The sequence below is a fragment of the Corynebacterium comes genome, assembly GCF_009734405.1.
Taxonomy (GTDB): domain Bacteria; phylum Actinomycetota; class Actinomycetes; order Mycobacteriales; family Mycobacteriaceae; genus Corynebacterium; species Corynebacterium comes.
The window spans coordinates 2,227,736-2,245,756 of record NZ_CP046453.1; the positions used below are offsets into that span (position 1 = coordinate 2,227,736).

General features: G+C 66.6%; 20 protein-coding genes. 14 read left to right on the top strand and 6 right to left on the bottom strand.

Annotated elements, in window-relative coordinates; genetic code table 11:
- Window positions 1-31: 31 nt before the first annotated feature.
- From CETAM_RS10675 to CETAM_RS10720, 11 genes are all read left to right on the top strand, one after another.
- Window positions 32-1,120 (top strand): LacI family DNA-binding transcriptional regulator, encoded by a 1,089-nt coding sequence (locus CETAM_RS10675; protein ID WP_156228841.1) that lies wholly within the window; start codon window positions 32-34, stop codon window positions 1,118-1,120.
- Window positions 1,121-1,203: 83 nt separating this feature from the next.
- Window positions 1,204-2,610: a glucuronate isomerase gene (uxaC, locus tag CETAM_RS10680; RefSeq protein WP_156228842.1), complete on the top strand. Its 1,407-nt coding sequence runs from the start codon at window positions 1,204-1,206 to the stop codon at window positions 2,608-2,610.
- Window positions 2,607-3,974, top strand: coding sequence for a mannitol dehydrogenase family protein (locus CETAM_RS10685; RefSeq protein WP_156228843.1), 1,368 nt, complete (start codon window positions 2,607-2,609; stop codon window positions 3,972-3,974). Before uxaC ends, CETAM_RS10685 begins: the two co-directional genes overlap by 4 nt.
- Window positions 3,975-3,995: 21 nt before the next feature.
- Window positions 3,996-5,816 (top strand): beta-glucuronidase, encoded by a 1,821-nt coding sequence (uidA, locus tag CETAM_RS10690; RefSeq protein ID WP_156228844.1) that lies wholly within the window; start codon window positions 3,996-3,998, stop codon window positions 5,814-5,816.
- 36 nt (window positions 5,817-5,852) lie between these two features.
- Window positions 5,853-7,988: a cytidylate kinase family protein gene (locus tag CETAM_RS10695; protein WP_407923926.1), complete on the top strand. Its 2,136-nt coding sequence runs from the start codon at window positions 5,853-5,855 to the stop codon at window positions 7,986-7,988.
- Window positions 7,989-8,075: 87 nt separating this feature from the next.
- A complete protein-coding gene (manD, locus tag CETAM_RS10700; protein ID WP_156228845.1) occupies window positions 8,076-9,311 on the top strand; it encodes a D-mannonate dehydratase ManD in 1,236 nt (411 codons plus the stop codon).
- 5 nt (window positions 9,312-9,316) lie between these two features.
- Entirely contained in the window at window positions 9,317-9,805 is a 489-nt protein-coding gene (locus CETAM_RS10705; protein WP_156228846.1) for a gluconokinase, read from the top strand.
- Between the two features lie 58 nt (window positions 9,806-9,863).
- Window positions 9,864-10,427: a nicotinamidase gene (locus CETAM_RS10710; protein ID WP_156228847.1), complete on the top strand. Its 564-nt coding sequence runs from the start codon at window positions 9,864-9,866 to the stop codon at window positions 10,425-10,427.
- A 246-nt stretch (window positions 10,428-10,673) separates the two neighbouring features.
- The gene (locus CETAM_RS13955) at window positions 10,674-11,093 is read left to right on the top strand and encodes an IS5 family transposase (RefSeq protein WP_197085748.1); all 420 of its coding nucleotides are present in this window, start codon (window positions 10,674-10,676) and stop codon (window positions 11,091-11,093) included.
- Window positions 11,086-11,604 carry an IS5 family transposase gene (locus tag CETAM_RS13960; protein WP_197085747.1) on the top strand — a complete coding sequence of 173 codons (519 nt, stop codon included), beginning with the start codon at window positions 11,086-11,088 and terminating at the stop codon, window positions 11,602-11,604. The genes CETAM_RS13955 and CETAM_RS13960 overlap by 8 nt, the downstream gene beginning before the upstream one ends.
- Window positions 11,605-11,704: 100 nt before the next feature.
- Window positions 11,705-12,217 carry a SixA phosphatase family protein gene (locus CETAM_RS10720; RefSeq protein ID WP_156228848.1) on the top strand — a complete coding sequence of 171 codons (513 nt, stop codon included), beginning with the start codon at window positions 11,705-11,707 and terminating at the stop codon, window positions 12,215-12,217.
- A 6-nt stretch (window positions 12,218-12,223) separates the two neighbouring features.
- On the opposite strand, the gene CETAM_RS10725 is transcribed toward CETAM_RS10720, so the two are convergent.
- Window positions 12,224-12,844: a DUF305 domain-containing protein gene (locus CETAM_RS10725; protein ID WP_156228849.1), complete on the bottom strand. Its 621-nt coding sequence runs from the start codon at window positions 12,842-12,844 to the stop codon at window positions 12,224-12,226.
- Window positions 12,845-12,884: 40 nt separating this feature from the next.
- Complete coding sequence (locus tag CETAM_RS10730; RefSeq protein WP_156228850.1) at window positions 12,885-13,163, bottom strand: DUF3618 domain-containing protein; 279 nt, start codon at window positions 13,161-13,163, stop codon at window positions 12,885-12,887.
- 85 nt (window positions 13,164-13,248) lie between these two features.
- Here CETAM_RS10730 and bcp point away from each other — a divergent pair, with 85 nt between their 5' ends.
- The 3 genes from bcp to CETAM_RS10745 are packed head-to-tail and all read left to right on the top strand — an operon-like array spanning window position 13,249 to window position 14,562.
- Complete coding sequence (bcp, locus tag CETAM_RS10735) at window positions 13,249-13,725, top strand: thioredoxin-dependent thiol peroxidase (RefSeq protein WP_156228851.1); 477 nt, start codon at window positions 13,249-13,251, stop codon at window positions 13,723-13,725.
- Window positions 13,725-14,381, top strand: a complete 657-nt coding sequence (locus CETAM_RS10740; protein ID WP_156228852.1) for a TetR/AcrR family transcriptional regulator — start codon at window positions 13,725-13,727, stop codon at window positions 14,379-14,381. The genes bcp and CETAM_RS10740 overlap by 1 nt, the downstream gene beginning before the upstream one ends.
- Window positions 14,382-14,403: 22 nt before the next feature.
- Window positions 14,404-14,562, top strand: a complete 159-nt coding sequence (locus CETAM_RS10745) for a hypothetical protein (RefSeq protein ID WP_156228853.1) — start codon at window positions 14,404-14,406, stop codon at window positions 14,560-14,562.
- 37 nt (window positions 14,563-14,599) lie between these two features.
- Here the strand turns inward: CETAM_RS10745 and CETAM_RS10750 are convergent, their stop codons facing one another.
- The 4 genes from CETAM_RS10750 to acpS all read right to left on the bottom strand — a co-directional run bounded on the left by CETAM_RS10750 (window position 14,600) and on the right by acpS (window position 17,798).
- Entirely contained in the window at window positions 14,600-15,976 is a 1,377-nt protein-coding gene (locus tag CETAM_RS10750; protein WP_231587462.1) for an AI-2E family transporter, read from the bottom strand.
- A 49-nt stretch (window positions 15,977-16,025) separates the two neighbouring features.
- Window positions 16,026-16,238, bottom strand: coding sequence for a ferredoxin (locus tag CETAM_RS10755; protein WP_156228854.1), 213 nt, complete (start codon window positions 16,236-16,238; stop codon window positions 16,026-16,028).
- Window positions 16,239-16,258: 20 nt separating this feature from the next.
- A complete protein-coding gene (locus CETAM_RS10760) occupies window positions 16,259-17,302 on the bottom strand; it encodes a fatty acid desaturase family protein (RefSeq protein WP_231587464.1) in 1,044 nt (347 codons plus the stop codon).
- A gap of 88 nt (window positions 17,303-17,390) precedes the next feature.
- Window positions 17,391-17,798 (bottom strand): holo-ACP synthase AcpS, encoded by a 408-nt coding sequence (acpS, locus tag CETAM_RS10765; protein ID WP_197085730.1) that lies wholly within the window; start codon window positions 17,796-17,798, stop codon window positions 17,391-17,393.
- Window positions 17,799-18,021 lie beyond the last annotated feature (223 nt).

Genomic DNA, 18,021 nt, shown 5'->3' on the forward strand with positions numbered 1-18,021 from the left:
AAGTCGGCCGGAGATGGATAGGCTCAGGGACATGGCAGAAGGCTCTGACAGGGGCGCGACCATCTACGACATCGCCCGGCTGGCGGGGGTGTCGCCGTCGACGGTGTCGCGGACGTTCTCGCGCCCGGACCGGGTGAGTTTCCGCACGGCCGAGAAGGTGCGGGGTGCCGCGCAGGAGCTGGGTTACCGCCTGGATGTGGAGACCATCGGTTCGGCGTCGGCGAAGGGGCAGGCCCGGAACCTGGGCCTGGTGGTCGCCGACATCACCAACCCCTTCTTCCAGGAGGTCTTCCGCGGGGCGGAACACGCCGCACGCCTGGAGGGGATGCTGCTGACCGTGACCGACACCCAGGGCTCCGTGCCCCGGGCGAAGACGGCGGTGGAGCTCCTCATGCCGACCGTGGACGGACTCCTGCTCGCGTCCACCCGCCTGGCCAACGGCGACATCCAGAAGATCGCGCGCACAATACCCACGGTGTGCATCAACCGGCCGGTCCCGGGGGTACCGAGCGTGCTGGTGAACAATTACGAAGGCGCGATCAGGGCCGTCGAACACCTGGAGAGCCAGGGCGTGCGCTCCATCACCTACCTGGCGGGGCCCACCGAGTCGTGGGCCGACGCCTCCCGCTGGCGGGGGCTTCTCGACGCCGCCGATCCCGAGGCCGTCACCGCCAGCCGGGAACCCGTCCCCTTCACCCGCGGCGTCCTGCTGCCCCCGGAGACCGCCGCCCGCCTGTCACGGGTGACGATGCGCCAGCAGCGTGTCGCCCAACCGACCACAGTGGGCGGACGTCGTGCCTTCGAGTTGTGGCGGGAGAACCCGACCGACGCCGTCATCTGCTTCAACGATCTGGTGGCCATCGGTTTCCTCGACCAGGCTCACCGCGCGGGCATGGACGTGCCCCGCGACGTGGCGGTGGTCGGTTGCGACAATACCGAGATCACCTCGCTGGTCCACCCCGGTCTGACGACGATCGCCGGTCCCCTCCGGTCGCTGGGACGGGTGGCGGCCGCGAACCTCATGGCCGTCATCCGCGGGGTGAAGGGGCCTTCGGCGAAGCCCCGGGTGCTGCCCACGAGACTCATCGTCCGCGGATCGAGCCTGCGCACCCGGGAGTAACACCATCCTGACCTGCAGATAAGCGTGAGGCAACTATCTGCAACTCGTTGTTTATGACGTGGATCAACGGGTGGAATGACATCATGAGTACCTCACACGCTGCGCACCCCGACCGGCTGCTGCCGGTGGATCCCGGTACCCGGTCCATAGCCCGTCGGCTGCTGGCCCACGTCGAGGATCTTCCGGTCATCTCCCCGCACGGTCACCTGGACCCTGCCATGTTCGTCCACGACGAACCCTTCGCCGACCCGACCACCCTGCTGATCACCCCGGACCACTACGTCACCCGCGTCCTGCACTCCGCGGGCGTCGATCTGGCCGACCTCGGCGTCGGCGGGTCCGACGCCGACAAGCAGGCGGCCTGGCGGATCTTCGTCCACCACTGGCCCATGTTCGCGGGCACCGCCTCCGGTTACTGGCTGGAGCAGGAGTTCGAGCACGTCTTCGACATCAACCCCGACCGTCTGGCCACCGACGACGCGGACGAGCTCTACGCGGAGCTGTCCGAAGTCATCGCCCGCCCGGATTTCCGCCCCCGGGCCCTCGCGGAGGCCTTCGGCCTGGAGGTGCTGGCCACCACCGACGACCCGTTGGACGATCTCGCGCACCACAGGACCCTCGCCGAGGACCCCGAGTTCAGCCCGCGTGTGCTGCCCACGTTCCGGCCTGACGCCTACACCAAGATGTACAACGTGGGGTTCGCGGAGAACGTCGAGAAGCTCATCGACACCGCCGGCGACGGGCAGACCGGCTACGGCGGTTACCTGCAGGCGCTGCGCAACCGTCGCCGGTACTTCATCGACCATGGCGCGACCAGCGCCGACCACGGTACCCACAACGCAGACGCCCACCCGCTGGATGACGCGGAGGCGCAGCGCATCCTAGACAAGGGTCGCGCCGGCACCGCCACCCGCGCGGAGGCCCTGGCCTTCGAGGCGAACATGACCTACCGCTTCGCGGAGATGAGCCGGGACGACCACCTCGTCATGACGCTCCACCCGGGTGTGCACCGCAATCACTCGGCCTCCGCCTTCAAGCGTTTCGGCGCCGACACGGGCCACGACATCCCCTTCAGCCTGGACTACACCACCGGCCTGCAGCCCCTGCTCAGCGACTTCGGCGAGAACCCCGACTTCCACTTTGTCCTGTTCACCATGGATGAGACGGTCTTCTCCCGCGAGCTCGCCCCGCTGGCCGGCTATTACCCCAGCGTCTACCTGGGTGCGCCCTGGTGGTTCATCGACGAAATCGACGCCATGAATCGCTACCGCTCCGCCACGACCGGCGCCGCCGGCTTCTCCCGCTACTCCGGCTTCATCGACGACACCCGCGCCTACTGCTCCATCCCGGCGCGCCACAACACCTCCCGGCGCGTCGACGCCGCCTACCTCGCCCGCCTCGTCGGCGAGCACCGCCTCTCCGAGGACCGGGCCGCCGAGATCATCGTCGATCTCATCGACTCCTCTCCCCGAAGGGTGTTCAAGCTGTGACCGCTCTCAACCGCACCACCGTCCATGCCCCCGCCGCACCCGTCCGACTCGTCCACGTGGGTCTCGGCGCCTTCCATCGGGCCCACCAGGTGTTCTACACCCAGAAAGCGGAGGCTGATCCGGCGAACCCGCAGTGGGGTTACGCCTCCTTCTCGGGCCAGACCGCCGGCATCACGCCGGACCTGACCGCGCAGGACGGGCTGTACACCCTGGTCACCCGCTCCGGGGAGGGTGACTCCCCCGAATTGATGACCGCGCTCGTCGAGGCCCGTCCCGCCAGTGACATCGGGCGTTTCGTGGAGCTGCTCGCAGACCCGCAGGTCGCGGTGGTCACCCTCACCGTCACCGAGGCCGGCTACCACCTGAGGGAGGACCTCACCCTCAACGAGGAGTCGCCCGACATCATCGCCGATCTGGCCGCCCTGCGCGCCGGAGAGCCGACCCCGCTGAAGTCCGCGGCCGGACGGATCGTGGCGGGGCTGAGGGCGCGTCGAGACGCACAGGCCGGCGGCCTGGCTGTCATGAGCTGCGACAACATCGCCGCCAACGGTGACACCACGCGCGCCGCGGTCCTCGGCTTCGCCACCGCGCTCGATCCGGATCTCGCCGGCTGGATCGCCGACAACGTCACCTTCCCCTCGACCTCCATCGACCGCATCACCCCGGCCACCACGGAGGAACTCGTGGCCGACGTGGCCCGCCAGACCGGCTATGAGGACGCCGTCCCGGTGGTCACCGAGCCCTTCAGTTCGTGGGTCATCCAGGGTGAGTTCCCTGCGGGCCGTCCTGCGTGGGAGAACGCCGGCGTGGAATTCGTCGCGGACATCGACCCCTTCGAGCGTCGCAAGCTGTGGCTGCTCAACGGCGCGCACTCGCTCCTGGCCTATGCCGGGCAGCTCAAGGGATACGAGACGGTCGACGAGGCGATCGGGGACATGGAGATCCGCGATCGCGTCGAACATCTGTGGGAGGACGCCGCCGAGTACCTCAAGACGCCCGGGCTGGGGATCTCCGACTACAAGAAGGAGCTGGTCAAGCGTTTCCAGAACCCGCGCATCCGCCACAGCCTCGCCCAGATCGGCATCGACGGCGGCACCAAGCAGCGCATGCGTGCCGTGCCCATCCTCAAGGCCCAGCGCGCCGACAACGCCATGGGACACGGTGCGGCGTACTCCATCGCCGCGTGGATCGCCTACCTGCTGGAAACCGACACCATCGCCGACACCCGTGCCGAGGTGCTCGACCGTGCGCGTCGCTCCGAGGATCCCGTCGCCGCACTCCTCGCCGCTCTCGACGAGGAGCTGGCGGCCGACACGTACGCGCTGGCACTCATCCGCACCTTCGTCTCTGCACTGACCCACTAGAAACGCCCGAGAGGACACCACATGCTGCCTGCCATCGAATCCGCCACCCGAGAAATACGTTGCCTGGACGGCATGTGGCGTTTCGCCGTCGACTGGGACAACACCGGCATCGATGACCGCCTCTACGCGGACTCTCTGCCCGGCAACCGCGAGGTCGCGGTGCCCGGCTCCGTCAACGACCTCTTCGCGGACGAGGACATCCGCAACCACGTCGGCCACTGGTTCTACCAACGCGACGTGCGTGTGCCCCGCGGCTGGGACGGCGAGCGCATCATCCTGCGTTTCGGTTCCGCCACGCACCATGCCGTCGTCTTCGTCGATGACGTCGAGGTGGGCCGGAACAAGGGCGGCTACATGCCCTTCGAGTTCGACATCACCGACCGGGTCGCCCCTGGCGGCACCTTCCGCCTCACCGTCGCCGTGGACAACCGCCTCGACAACACCTGCATCCCGCCCGGCGAGGTCCGGGAGCTTCCCGACGGCCGCCGTCAGCAGAACTACCTGCACGACTTCTACAACTACTCCGGGCTGCACCGCTCCGTGCTGCTGTATTCCCGCCCGGCGCGCCACGTCACAGACGTCACCATCACCACCGACTACACCGGCACCACCGGACACGTCACCTGGGAGGTGGCGCAGTCGGAGGAGGGACCGGTGCGGATCGCGGTCGTGGACAAGCAGACCGGCGAGGTCGTCGCCCGCGCCGGCGGCACCCGGGGGACCGTGGACATCGAGGACGTCACCCTGTGGACCCCCGGCGTCGGCGGTCTCTACGACCTGGTCGTGGCGCTCCTCGACGACGCCGACGGGCCCGTCGACATCTTCACCCAGCATTTCGGGGTGCGCACCGTGCGTGTCGACGGCTACCGGTTCCTCATCAACGACACACCCTTCTACTTCACCGGCTTCGGCATGCACGAGGACCACGAGACCATCGGCAAGGCCCACTCGAACGCCCACATGGTCCAGGACGCCGAGCTGCTCAGCTGGATCGGGGCGAACTCCATGCGCACCTCGCACTACCCGTACTCCGAGGAGTTCATGGACTACTGCGACCGGCACGGCATCGTCGTCATCGACGAAACCCCGGCGGTCGGCCTCAACTGGATGATGGCCGGCGGCATCCTCGACTCGGGCGGCGGGGAAACCTACGAGGAGGGCCACGTCGACGACGACACCCAGGCCACCCACAAGGAGGAGATCCGGCGGCTGGTCGCCCGTGACAAGAACCGCCCCTCCGTGGTCATCTGGTCCATCGCCAATGAGCCGGACACCACCAGCCCGAAGTCCGTCGACTACTTCCGCCCCCTCGTGGAGTTGACCCGCGAGTGCGACCCCACCCGTCCCGTCGGCTTCGTCAACGTCATGTTCGCCCCCTACGACGTCTGCCGGATCACCGGCATGTTCGACGTCATCATGCTCAACCGCTACTACGGCTGGTACGTCGACTCCGGCGACCTGGAGACCTCGGAGCGGAAGTTCGCCGAGGAGCTCAAGGGCTGGACGGAGAAGTACCGGCTGCCGATCATCATCACCGAATACGGCGCCGACACCGTCGCCGGGCTGCACTCCATCTACGACCAGCCCTTCACCGAGGACTACCAGGTCGCCTACCTGAAGATGAACTCCAAGGTCTTCGACGAGTGCGAGGCGGTCGTCGGCGAGCAGATGTGGAACTTCGCCGACTTCCAGACCAAGTACGGCTTCGCGCGCGTGGACGGCAACAAGAAGGGCGCCTTCACCCGCGATCGCCGACCGAAGGCCGCCGCCCGTTACCTGCGCGAGCGCTGGACCTCGATGGAGGCCGCCCGCTACGGACGGCGCGACCACCGGGCCCGTTAACCCGACCCCTCCCACTGATCTCCCCGAGGAGAAACCGTGACCACCTCAACCAAGGCGCCCCCGAACGCTCCCACCACCGGCAAACTGCCGGGCCACCGGGTGTTCACCTACGCCCTCGGCGACGTCGCCAACAACCTGTCGTTCATGATGACGTCGATGTTCCTGACGATGTACATGACGGAGATCGCCGGCCTGTCCGCCGGCGTCGCCGGCGCCATCTACGGCATCACCAAGGTCTGGGCCGGTGTCGCCGACCTCATCGCCGGCCAGAGCGTCGACCGCGCCAACACCCGCTGGGGTCGGCTCCGCCCCTGGATCCTCTTCGGGTCCACTCCGCTGGCTGTCGTCTTCGTCCTGTTGTTCAGCACCCCGGCGGGGATGTCCGGTGCGGCGACCGTCGCCTGGATCTTCCTTTTCGACGCCGCCTTCCAGCTCGCCTACTCCTTCGTCAACATCCCCTACGGCTCGCTCTCCGCAGCCATGACCCAGGATCCGGTCGATCGTTCCCGGCTCTCCGGCGCCCGTTCCATCGCGTCCGCCACCACCGGCGTCCTGCTGTCGGCGGTCGTCGCCCCCCAGTTCCAGGACACGACCGCAGACAACGTGCGGTTGAAGTTCACGATCACGTGTCTCATCCTCGGCGCTGTCGCCGTGGCCCTCTACATGATCTGCTTCGCCAACGCCCGGGAGGTCGTGCCGCGTTCCCCGGGCAAGATCTCCTTCAGGGCGACCTTCGCCATGCTGCGGCAGAACCGCCCGCTGCTCATCCTGAGCCTGGGTGCGTTCTTCCTCCTCGCCGCCCTGTTCACCATGAACGCCGTGGGTCTGTACTACGCCCGCTACGTGCTCGGCAACGCCGCCTGGTTCACCTATCTCATGCTGGCGAACACCGTCGGCACGATCTCGATTGCGACGCTGGTGCCCACCCTCACCGTCCGCATGGGCAAGCGCAACGGCTACCTCGCCTGCGCGGTCGTCGCCGTGCTCGGTTATGTCCTGATCTTCTTCATCCCGTCCGGAAATCTGGCCATCGCCATCGTCGCGTGGCTCCTGCTGGGCATCGGCACCGGCGGCACCAACGCGCTGATGTTCTCCATGCAGGCGGACACCGTCGACTACGGGGAATGGAAGGCCGGCATCCGCTCCGAGGGCGGCTCCTATTCCATCCTCTCGTTCATCCGCAAGGTCGGCCAGGGCGTCGGCGGCTGGCTGGGACTAGCGGTCATGGGCGCCATGGGCTACGTCGCCATGTCACCCGAGCAGACTGATCAGGCGCTGCAGGGCATCCGGATTTCCGCCGGTCTCATCCCGGCGGTCCTCGCGATCCTGGCACTGCTCGTCATCATCGCCTACCCCCTCGACGCGAAGCTGCACTCACAGGTCGTCTCCGACCTCAACGAGCGTCGCACCCAGAACTCCGTCGCCGAGACCAAGGACGTCGACGTCGACCGGGTCCGCGTCGAGGCCATCGGCGACGGCCGCAACACCCTGCTGCGTCGCGCAGGCGACGTGAACCCACCGATCCTCACCGTGTTCGGTCAGCGGGGTTCCGGAGCCAGCGACATCGCCCCGATGCTGGCGAAGGAACTCAACGTGCCCTACATCGGCCAGAAGTTCAGCTCCGAGGAACTGGCCCAGGTGAATCCCTCCGACCTCATCAGCGACTCGGGCTTCGACCGCTGGCTGCGCACCGTGTCCTACAGCGGTTCGCAGAACACCGACCTGGCCGCCGCAACCGAGATCTCCGCGAACCGGAGGATGGCTGCGGAGAACACCCGGTACGTCATCGCGGCCGTCGACCAGGGCGGCGTGGTGCTGGGCCGCAACGGCGCCCTGGTGCTGGGCAAGGTGGTGGGTGCGATGCACGTCCGCCTCATCGCCCCGCTGGGCAAGCGCATCGAACGCGTGATGGACAAGACCGGGCTGTCGCCCTCCGAAGCGGCTGAGCAGTGCCGTGCGGAGGACCGCATCCGGGCCGAGATGTCGCAGGCGCTCTACCGCTGGGACCCCAACGGCGACGAGTCCTACGACCTGGTCATCAACACCGGCTCTATGACATACCCCCAGGTCGTGGAGCTCATCGTCGACATGTACCAGCGGAAGTACCCGGAACACCGGTCCCTCCCGGGCCATCGATTCCAGGAAACCCCTGGCGATGATGCTACCAATTGAGGCAGTATGTAGGTAGCGCCCGATTCCCCCTCCTCCACCCACCCCGCATGCTCCCGGGCGACGCCCGGAAAACAGAAAGGACCGACGATGTCCGCCAAGATCACCAAGGCAGAGGTTTTCGTCACCTCCCCCTCCCGTAACTTCGTCACACTCCGCCTGACCACCGACGACGGTGTGGTCGGCATCGGCGACGCCACCCTCAACGGCCGCGAGCTCGCGGTGGCCGCCTACCTCCAGGAGCACGTCGCACAGCTCATGGTGGGCCGCGACTCCCGGAACATCGAGGACACCTGGCAGTTCCTGTACCGCTCGGCCTACTGGCGCCGTGGTCCGGTCACCATGGCCGCCATCGCCGCCGTCGACATGGCCCTGTGGGACATCAAGGGCAAGATGGCCGGCATGCCGGTCTACCAGCTGCTCGGTGGCGCCTCCCGCACCGGCTGCCGCGCCTACGGCCACGCCTCCGGCACCGACACCGAGTCCCTGTTCGACTCCATCCGCTACGAGATGGAGCTGGGATACAAGTCCATCCGCGTGCAGACCTCCGTGCCGGGCATCGAGAAGCTCTACGGCGTCGCCGCCCAGACGCAGTCCTCCGGCGAGCGTTATGACTTCGAGCCCGCCAACCGTGGCGACTGGCCCGTGGAGGAGGACTGGGACACCCGCGCCTACCTCCGCCACATCCCCACCGTCTTCGAGGCCGTGCGCAACGAGTTCGGCCCCGAGCTGCCGCTGCTGCACGACGGCCACCACCGCATGACCCCGCGCGAGGCCGCCCAGCTGGGCAAGTCCCTCGAGCCCTACGACCTGTACTGGCTCGAGGACTGCACGCCGGCCGAGAACCAGGAGAGCCTCCGCTACGTCCGCAGCCAGACCACCACCCCGCTGGCCATCGGCGAGGTCTTCAACTCGATCTTCGACATCAAGGACCTCATCCAGGAGCAGCTCATCGACTACGTCCGCTGCGCCTCCACCCACTTCGGCGGCATCTCCCCGCTGAAGAAGGTGATGAACTTCGCCGAGATGTACGGCATCAAGTCCGGCTTCCACGGCCCCACCGACGTCTCCCCGATCGGTTTCGCCGCCCAGCTGCACCTGGGCCTGTCCATCCACAACTACGGCCTGCAGGAGTACATGCCGCACTCCGACCTGACCAAGCAGGTCTTCCACGAGTCCCTGACCTTCGAGGACGGCTACCTCCACCCGGGCGACGCCCCGGGCCTGGGCGTCGAGTTCGACCCCGAGGCAGCCGAGAAGTTCCCCTACGCGCAGGCCTACCTGCCCTACAACCGGCTTGCCGACGGCACCGTCCACAACTGGTGAGCCCCATGCCCCATCACATCGTGGTCATGGGGGTCTCCGGATCCGGCAAGACGACGGTCGGCCACCTCCTCTCCGAGAAGCTGGAACTGCCCTATCGTGACGGTGATGACCTGCACCCGCAGGCCAACATCGACAAGATGGCCGCAGGCGTCCCGCTCACCGACGAGGACCGCTGGCCCTGGCTCGAGCTCGTGGGCCGGTGGCTCACCGACCACCCCGACGGCGGCATCATCGGATGCTCCTCCCTGAAGCGCTCCTACCGCGACCTCATCCGGGCGGCCGCGCCCGACGCGAAGTTCGTGCACGTGCACGGCACCCGCGACGTGCTGGACAAGCGGATGACGCATCGCCCGGGCCACTTCATGCCGACCTCGCTCCTCGACTCCCAGCTCGACACCCTCGAGGATCTGGAACCCGACGAGCCCGGTCAGGTCTTCGACATCGCCGACCCGGCAGACGTGCTGGCCGACAAGGTCATCGCCTGGCTCGCCTAACCTGCTTCCGCGGCGTCGACAGCGTGTCGACGCCGCGGTTGTCATTAGGCTGGGCCGCATGACCAGCCCCAGGACCGCACTCGTCATCGTCGACGTCCAGAACGACTTCTGCCCCGGCGGGACCCTCGCCACCGACCGTGGCCACGAGGTCGCCCGCCGGATAGGCGAATACCAGGCCTCCCACGGCGCCAGCTACGCCCACATCGTGGCCACCCAGGACTGGCACATCGACCCGGGCAGCCACTTCTCCGCCACCCCCGACTTCGTCGACTCCTGGCCAGTCCACTGCGTCGCCGGGTCCGAGGGCGCCGCCATGCACGAGGACGTGCGCACCGACACCATCGAGGCGTATTTCCGCAAGGGCGAGCACACCGCCGCCTACTCCGGATTCGAAGGCGCGGCCGACGGCGTGGGCATGAACGACTGGCTGAAAGAACGCGGCGTGGAGAAGCTCGACCTCGTGGGCATCGCCACCGACCACTGCGTCCGCGCCACCGCCCTCGACGCACTCGAGGCCGGTTTCGAGGTCCGCGTGCTCACCGACATGTGCGCGCCCGTCGACGAGGCGCGCGGTGAGGCCACCCTCCAGGAACTGGTGAAAGCGGGCGCGCAGCTGAGTTAGTCTGACTCCTGTCAGGCGATCACATCCCCTCCCGGCGCGAGCTGGGATGATCCCGGGCGACCTGCGGTCCCTCCCGCAGGAAGGTCCTGCTCCCCGCTCACGCGGGGCTTCTACGCCGGGGCCGGCGGCACCATCGCCCTGGGCCTGGTGTTCGGCCACCTGGCCGGACGCGAGGCGGCATCCTCTCCCCTGACCAGCTAGGGCGTGTCTCCTAAATAGGTTGGTCGGTGGGGCGATACTGGATCGGTGAGTGACACCAAAAGTCGGTTTCGCGTCCTGACCGACCACCAGTGGGAGACGGTTGAGCGCCTTCTGCCCAGCAGTGATGGGCAGCGGGGTCGTCCCTTTCACAACAGTCGGCTGGTCGTTGAGGGCATCATCTACCGCTACCGCACCGGAATCCCGTGGCGGGACCTGCCCCGCGATGAATACGGCCCCTGGCAGACCGTCTGGAAACGGCACCGCCGCTACTGCGCCGACGGCACGTGGGATGCCGTCCTGACCTACCTGCTGACGGTGGCCGATGCGGAAGGAAAGATCGACTGGAACGTCTCCGTCGACGCCTCGATCGCGCGTGCCCACCAGCACGCGACGAACACGACCCGGCCCGAGCAGGACACAGGGGGCTCGATCGAATCACAAGAATCTGCCGCTGGCGTTGACTGAACCAGCAGGTCACGGAATTGGCCGGTCGCGCGGTGGGCTGTCGAGCAAGATTCACGCCGGCGTCGACGGACACGGCCGTCCCCTGTCTGTGGTGGTCACCGGCGGGCAGCGCAACGACGGTGCGATGCTTCAGGCTGTGCTCGACGACATCCACGTCCCGCGCATGGGTCCCGGGCGGGCGCGGTCGCGTCCGGATGCGGTCCTGGCTGACCGTGGCTACGCGACGACGGTGATTCGGCGTGACCTGCGTAAGCGGGGGATCGTGGCGGTCATTCCTGAAAAGCGTGACAGTATCGCGGCCCGTAAACGTAGAGGCAGCAAAGGTGGGCGCCCGCCCGCCTTTGACCCTCATGCCTACAAGGGCCGCAATGTTGTCGAGCGGGCGTTTGCCCTGGCCAAGCAGTGGCGGGGCCTGGCCACCCGCTATGACAAACTCGCCGTGGTTTATCGTGGAGCCGTCGTGCTCTGTGCTGTGCTCACCTGGCTCAGAGCTTTAGGAGACACGCCCTAGACCGCACGCCTTTCCGCGCCCCCCTTTCCGTGGTGATAACCCGGGAGGGGGGCTTCGCGTTCAACAGCAGACCTGGCGTTGCGGTGGATATGGTGAGGGCATGCCTACCCACCACCAACTTCTGATCATGCGGCACGCCAAGTCCTCCTGGGCTGAACCGCTGCCCGACCACCAGCGTCCACTGAACAAGCGCGGCCGCCGCGACGGGAAGGCCGCCGGCGAGTGGCTGTCGGAGCACGTCGGCACGATAGACCGCGTCTTCATCTCCACGTCGGTGCGCACCCGCCTGACCTGGGAGCGGGCAGAGGTCGGAGGCGCCACGACGCACAAGATCTCCTTCAAGGACGAGCTTTATGGCGGAACCATCGACGACTACCTCAGGATCCTCCGGAAGCTGCCCGAATCTGTCGGCACCGCACTGGTGCTCGGCCACTGGCCGGGCGTGGAGGACGTCGCACGCAGCCTGGCTCCGCGGGACGAGCACCCCGGCTGGGTGGACATGGAGCGAAAGTTCCCCACCAGCGCCATCGCACTTCTCGATGTACCCGGCACCTGGGCCGCGTTGGAACCGGGCGGGACGACACTCGCCGATTACGTCGTCCCGCGGGGCTGACGTCGGCTACATCCCCGGCACCCCGCCGTAGAGACCCTCCATCTCGCGCATCTCTGCGGTCTGGACCTCGATCATCTCGTTGGCCAGGTCACGAAGCGGCTGGTAACCGCCGTTGTCCACCTGGTCCTGGGTCATGCGGATGACTTCGGCATGATGGAGATGCATCAGCTCGAGGAAGCGGGTGCGCAGTTCCTCACCCTGCAGTTGGGCGAAGGTCTCGTACACCCCGGGGCTGACCATGCCGTTGGCGATGTGGTGGGAGTGCAGCTCCATGTCCTCATCGATGCGCCACTCGTCGGCGAGCGCGTTCATCCGCTCGTTCTCGCGCTGCTGGCCATCGCGGATCCGTTGCGCGAGGTCCCGTACCTCCGGGTCGATGACGTCGGAGTCGAGGAGCACGTCGGACATGTCGATCGCCTGCTGATGATGAGGGACCATCATGCCGAGGAAATGGACGTCCGTGTCATTTGCCTCTGCCGGCATGTCGGCTGAGCGCTCCGAGACCGCGGCCTCCATGGAGGCCGCGGTTTCCGGGCCGGCGGCAGGCTCCTCCCCCGCCGGAGAACAGGCGCCGAGGAGGAGTGCGGCGGTCAGGACGAGGGCGGCGTCGATAAGCGGGGTGCGCATGGGCAATACCCTAGCCAACCCCCATCCCATAAGGAGATATTTATGCGCGGCCAGCCAGGAGTCGCTGGATCTCCTTGAGATCGTTGCTGCGCTTGCGGTTGCGCACGACGACCAGGGTGATCAGGCCGACCACGGCCACACCAACGCCGGCGAGCACCTTCTGCACCTGCGGGTCCCGGACCTTGGTGGTCGCTCCGCGCTTGGCGTCGTCGACCAGGTTCTGCGGCTTCGTGCGGGTGGCCAGCTCGTCGAGGGTGCTGGCCAGCTGGCGACGGGTGCGCTCGATGTCTCGCTGGATATCGTTGATGTCTCGTGCCACGTGGTTCTCCCGGTTCGATGAAGGACTTTCCCTACTCAGAGTAGTGTAACGCGGCCGAAGCCCGCATGGCGGTATGGTGTAGGACATGACTGTTTCCTCACGTCTTGCCGAAGGCGACACCGCCCCAGATTTCACCCTGCCCGATGACACCGGGCGGCCCGTGTCCCTGAAGGACTTCGCCGGCGAACGTGTACTCATCTACTTCTACCCGCGCGCCAACACCCCCGGCTGCACCACCCAGGCCAACGACTTCCGCGATTCCATCGAGGAGCTCAAGAATCTGAACGTCACGGTGGTCGGCATCTCCCCGGACACACCGGAGAAGCTCGCCAAGTTCCGGGCGGACCACGACCTCAACTTCACGCTCCTCTCCGATGCGGACAAGAAGGTCATGACGCAATGGGGTGCGTTCGGCGAGAAAAAGAACTACGGCAAGATCGTTCAGGGCGTAATCCGCTCCACCCTGCTCGTCGAGCCGGACGGCACCATCGGCCTGGCCCGCTACAACGTCCGCGCAACCGGCCACGTCCCCCGCATCCTGCGAGAGCTAGCCGACGCCTGATGACCACGGAGATTCCCGCGCCGGAGGTCGAGGACGGCATCCTCGTCCCCCGTCGCCGCCCCGCGCAGGCCCGCAGCCGCGAGCGGTTCGACCGCATCCTCACGGCCGCACGGAGCGTGCTTGTCGACGTCGGGTTCGAATCCTTCACCTTCGACGAAGTCGCCCGCCGTGCCGAGGTTCCCATCGGCACGCTCTACCAGTTCTTCGCCAACAAGTACGTCCTCATCTGCGAGCTGGACCGCGTCGACACCGCCGACACCGTCTCCGAACTGCAGAAGTTCTCGGGACGCGTCCCCACCCCGCAGTGGCCCGACATCTTCGACGAATTCATCGACCACCTGGCCCGGCTGTGGCGCGAGGACCCCTCCCGGCGCGCAGTCTGGCACGCCGTGCAGTCCACTCCCGCGACCCGTGCGACCGCCGCCGCCACCGAAAAGCAGATGCTCGACATCATCTCCGCCGTGGTGGCCCCGCTCTCCCCGGACTCCACCCCGGAGGAGCGTCACCAACTCGCGGGCCTGCTCATCCACACGGTGTCCTCGCTGCTCAACTACGCCATCCGCGACCTTGAACGGGACGACGACACCTTCGAGTCCATCGTCACCGAGATCAAGCGCATGCTCGTCGCTTACCTCTTCGCGGTAGCCACTGCCTGAGGAAAGTAATTAGGATTGGCTCATGACTACCGATCCGAGGAACCCCGACCAGCAGCCCACCCCGATCGCCGACCCCGACGGCCGCCCCGACCAGCAGCCCACCAACGTGCCCCAGCCCGAGGACCAGCGGGACTCCGATTCCTTCGACCACAAGGTCGCCGAGAACCCGCCCCGCGACTGAGGGCGCCCGGCAGACAGAGAAACAGCGGCAGGAGCAGTCACTTTCTCCGGCTGCGCCTGCGCTTCTTCTCGTCGTCATCCTTCTTGCTCAGGGTCGCACCCTTGGCGATGTACAGGGTCCGGTTGAAGCGCTCCTGGTAACGCATCTGCTGGTACTTCCACCGCTCGGTCATGGTGGACTTCGACTCCACCCGGTCCTTCGGGTGGACCGGATCCTCACCGAGCACAGGATCATCGCCGACCTGGTAGGTGTCTGTCCACACCTGGATGACGGACCAGGCCACGGCCGTCAGCGGTACCGAGAGGATGGCCCCGAAGATGCCGCCCACGATCGTGCCCACCGACAGTGCCAGCAGAACGACGATGGCGTGCAGGCTCAGGGTGCGCCCCATCACCACCGGCTGCAGCAGGTCCCCCTCCATCTGGTTGACCACGATGACTACCGCGACCACGATCAGCGCCACTACCAGACCATTGGTCACCAGGGCCACCAGGGCCGCCAGGATACCGGCGATGGTGGCCCCGATGATCGGCAGGAAGGCGCCGACGAACACGATGACAGCGAGCGGCAGCGCCAGCGGCACCCCGAGCAGCGCCAGGGCCACGCCGATGAACACCGCATCGACGGCGGCGATGATGGCGGTGCCCCGCACATAACCACCGAGAATCTGGATGGTGCGGTCCCCTGACTCCGCGAGCCTGGCCCGGGTCTCCCCCCGGAACCACCGCAGCGCGAAGTTCCACATCTTCGGCCCGTCCTTGAGGAAGAAGAACAGAATGACGATCATGAGGACCAGGCCGGTGATGAACTCCGTGGCGGCGGTAAGTCCGGTCAGGGCACTGTCGACGAATGCTCCGCTGGTGGCCAGCTGAGTGGCCTGCGCGATCACATCGTCGAAGGCTGCCGTGTCGAAGGGCAGAGGGCCGGACAGGAAGAAACTCTCCAGTTCCCGCCACCCCTCCACAGCGGACGTGGAGAGTGAGTCCCATTCATTGAGTACCGCGAAGACGATGCCCGTGATGATGCCGCTCAGCAGACCGAGGATTCCGATGAAGGCCGCGCCCGTGGCCAGCAGGCTCGACCATCCCTTCCGCTTGAGTCGCCTCACCACCGGATAGACCGCGGAGGCGAGAATCAGGGCCACGAGTGCGGCGATCACCACGAGGGACACCCTCAGCAGGAGCCACACAGTGCCCATGAACACCGCCGAGACGAGCAGTATCTGGGCGGACCGGGAAGCGGTCTGCCCCCACGTGTCGGACCAGGGGGCGACGGCCTGCGTCCCTTCGGGAGCGGGCTGGTCGGGCGGTTCTTCTGCGCGATGTGCCCCGGGCAACGGGCCGGCGGACTCAGCCGACTCTGACTTCCGGGGGCCGGAGGAATCCTGCGCAGGGCCGGTCGGATCGGTCATCATGGCACTCCTTCAGAAGGGTTACCCGCTGGTACACGGCCGGACCGGCTGTTCACCGCGCTGAGCCGGTCTCGTCGATGAAGATCGTCCCCGAAGGGCACAACCGTTTCGCGCGTCGCACCGCGGGCCACTCCGACTCCGGGGGATGTTCGGTGATCAGGCTGATGAATCCGCCGTGCTCCTCCAGATTCCGGAAGACGCCCGGGGCGATGTACCCGCAGTTGCCGGAGGCGATGCAGGTGTCGTAGTTCGCGGAGACCTTCATGTTCCCCTCACTTTCCTGGATCAGCCCCGGTACCGGAGGACCAGCGGGCACGTGTACGGGTCACGGTTCTTGAGGCCGACCTGATTGAGGTAGGCGATGATCACACCGTAGGCCTCCCCCAGTGTCGTCTCCGTGTAGGGGACGCCCAGCGCGGAGCAGTGTTCCCGGACCAGTTTCTGCAGCACCGGGAGATTCGGGCGGGGAGTCCTGGGGAAGAGGTGGTGCTCGATCTGGTACTCGAGCCCACCCATGAAAAACCTCACCAGGCGGCTACCGCGGATGTTCCGGGACATGTGTACCTGGCGACGCAGAAAGTCGAGCTTCACGTCATGGGGGACGGTGGGCATGCCGATGTGGCTGGCCGCGAACGCCCCGCCGAGGAGAAGGCCGAACACCAGCGTCTGAACCACGATGAAGGCCAACGCCAGCCAGAACGGCAGGACGATGAACAGGAAGATGGGGATACCCAGCAGCCTGATCCCCACAAAGAGGATCTCCACCCACCGGAACTTGATCCGTCCGCGGCCGAGAATCGTCCTCACGGAGGCGACGTGCAGGGAGAATCCCTCGAAAGGCAGCAGGGGCAGGAAGTACCACCCCTGGTAGCGGGAGAGTTTCCCGGCCAGACCAGTGCGCCTGTCTGTGCTGTCAGGAGTCAGTGACAGCACCCTGGAATTCAGGTCAGGATCGGAGCGCTCCTTGTTGGGGTTCGCGTGATGCCGACTGTGTTTGTTGACCCACCAGCCGTAGCTCAGGCCGATGAACAGGCCGGCGAGCACGCGGGAGGTCCACTCGTTCCACCTGCGGTCCTCGAAGATCTCCTGATGAGCCGCCTCGTGGCTGAGGAATCCGAGCTGGGACATCGCGACACCCAGGAAGACAGCGAAAAGCAGCAGGTACCAACCGTCCCCGGCCAGCGCCACGACGATCAGGCTGAGCACGGTGCCCAGCGTCCAGAAGAGGATTCGTGGCCAGTAGAAGCCGAGCCGACGCCGCATCAGACCCGCGTCATTTACTTTGGTGGACAGCTCAAGGAAAGACTCGGTGTAGGGGTTGGCGATCACCGGAACTCCTATCACTGTGACCTGCAGCAACTTCAATATTTCAATTGAACCACCCGCATTCGGGCAGGGCAATAGGCCAATAGGAGGGTTATTCCAGGCCCGCCACAATCAGACAGGTCGCCACTGCGGAATCACCGTCGTGGCTGATGGACAGGCTCGTGGAGATCTTCCCCAGGCTCTCCGCCACGGCCCGGGCGACCTCATCCCGAGGCTCGACGGCCACCCGCCCCCACCGGTCCGGCTGAATGACGATCTCGCGGAAATCCACCAGATCCGGTGACATCACCGGCGGCCGCCCGTAGATCGCCTGCGACCATGCCTTGATGAATGCCTCCTTCGCCGCCCAGCGACCGGCCAGGTGCAGAACCCGGTCCGGCCGCTGGTCGGCCACCCGCAGCTCCAGGGCCGTGAAATTATCCTCGAACCGGGAGCCCGGCATTTCCAGCTGCTCCCGGAAGCCCGGCACGTGGACGATATCGACGCCGATGTGATGCATGCGGTCCATTGTGCCCGACCTGGGCCGGTCCGCCCTGCACCCGCAGGACGGACAATGCGAAGGCTCGTAAAATGTCACAGAATACGAGTGCGCGTATCTTTATATGCCCAGTTCGCAGCTCTCCGCCACGAAGCGGGGTGATCGTCTTTCCGATCCCTCGTCTTATCTGACGTGACGCATCACCATGTCCCCCCCCCGGCAGGCAATCACCCCGACAACGCCG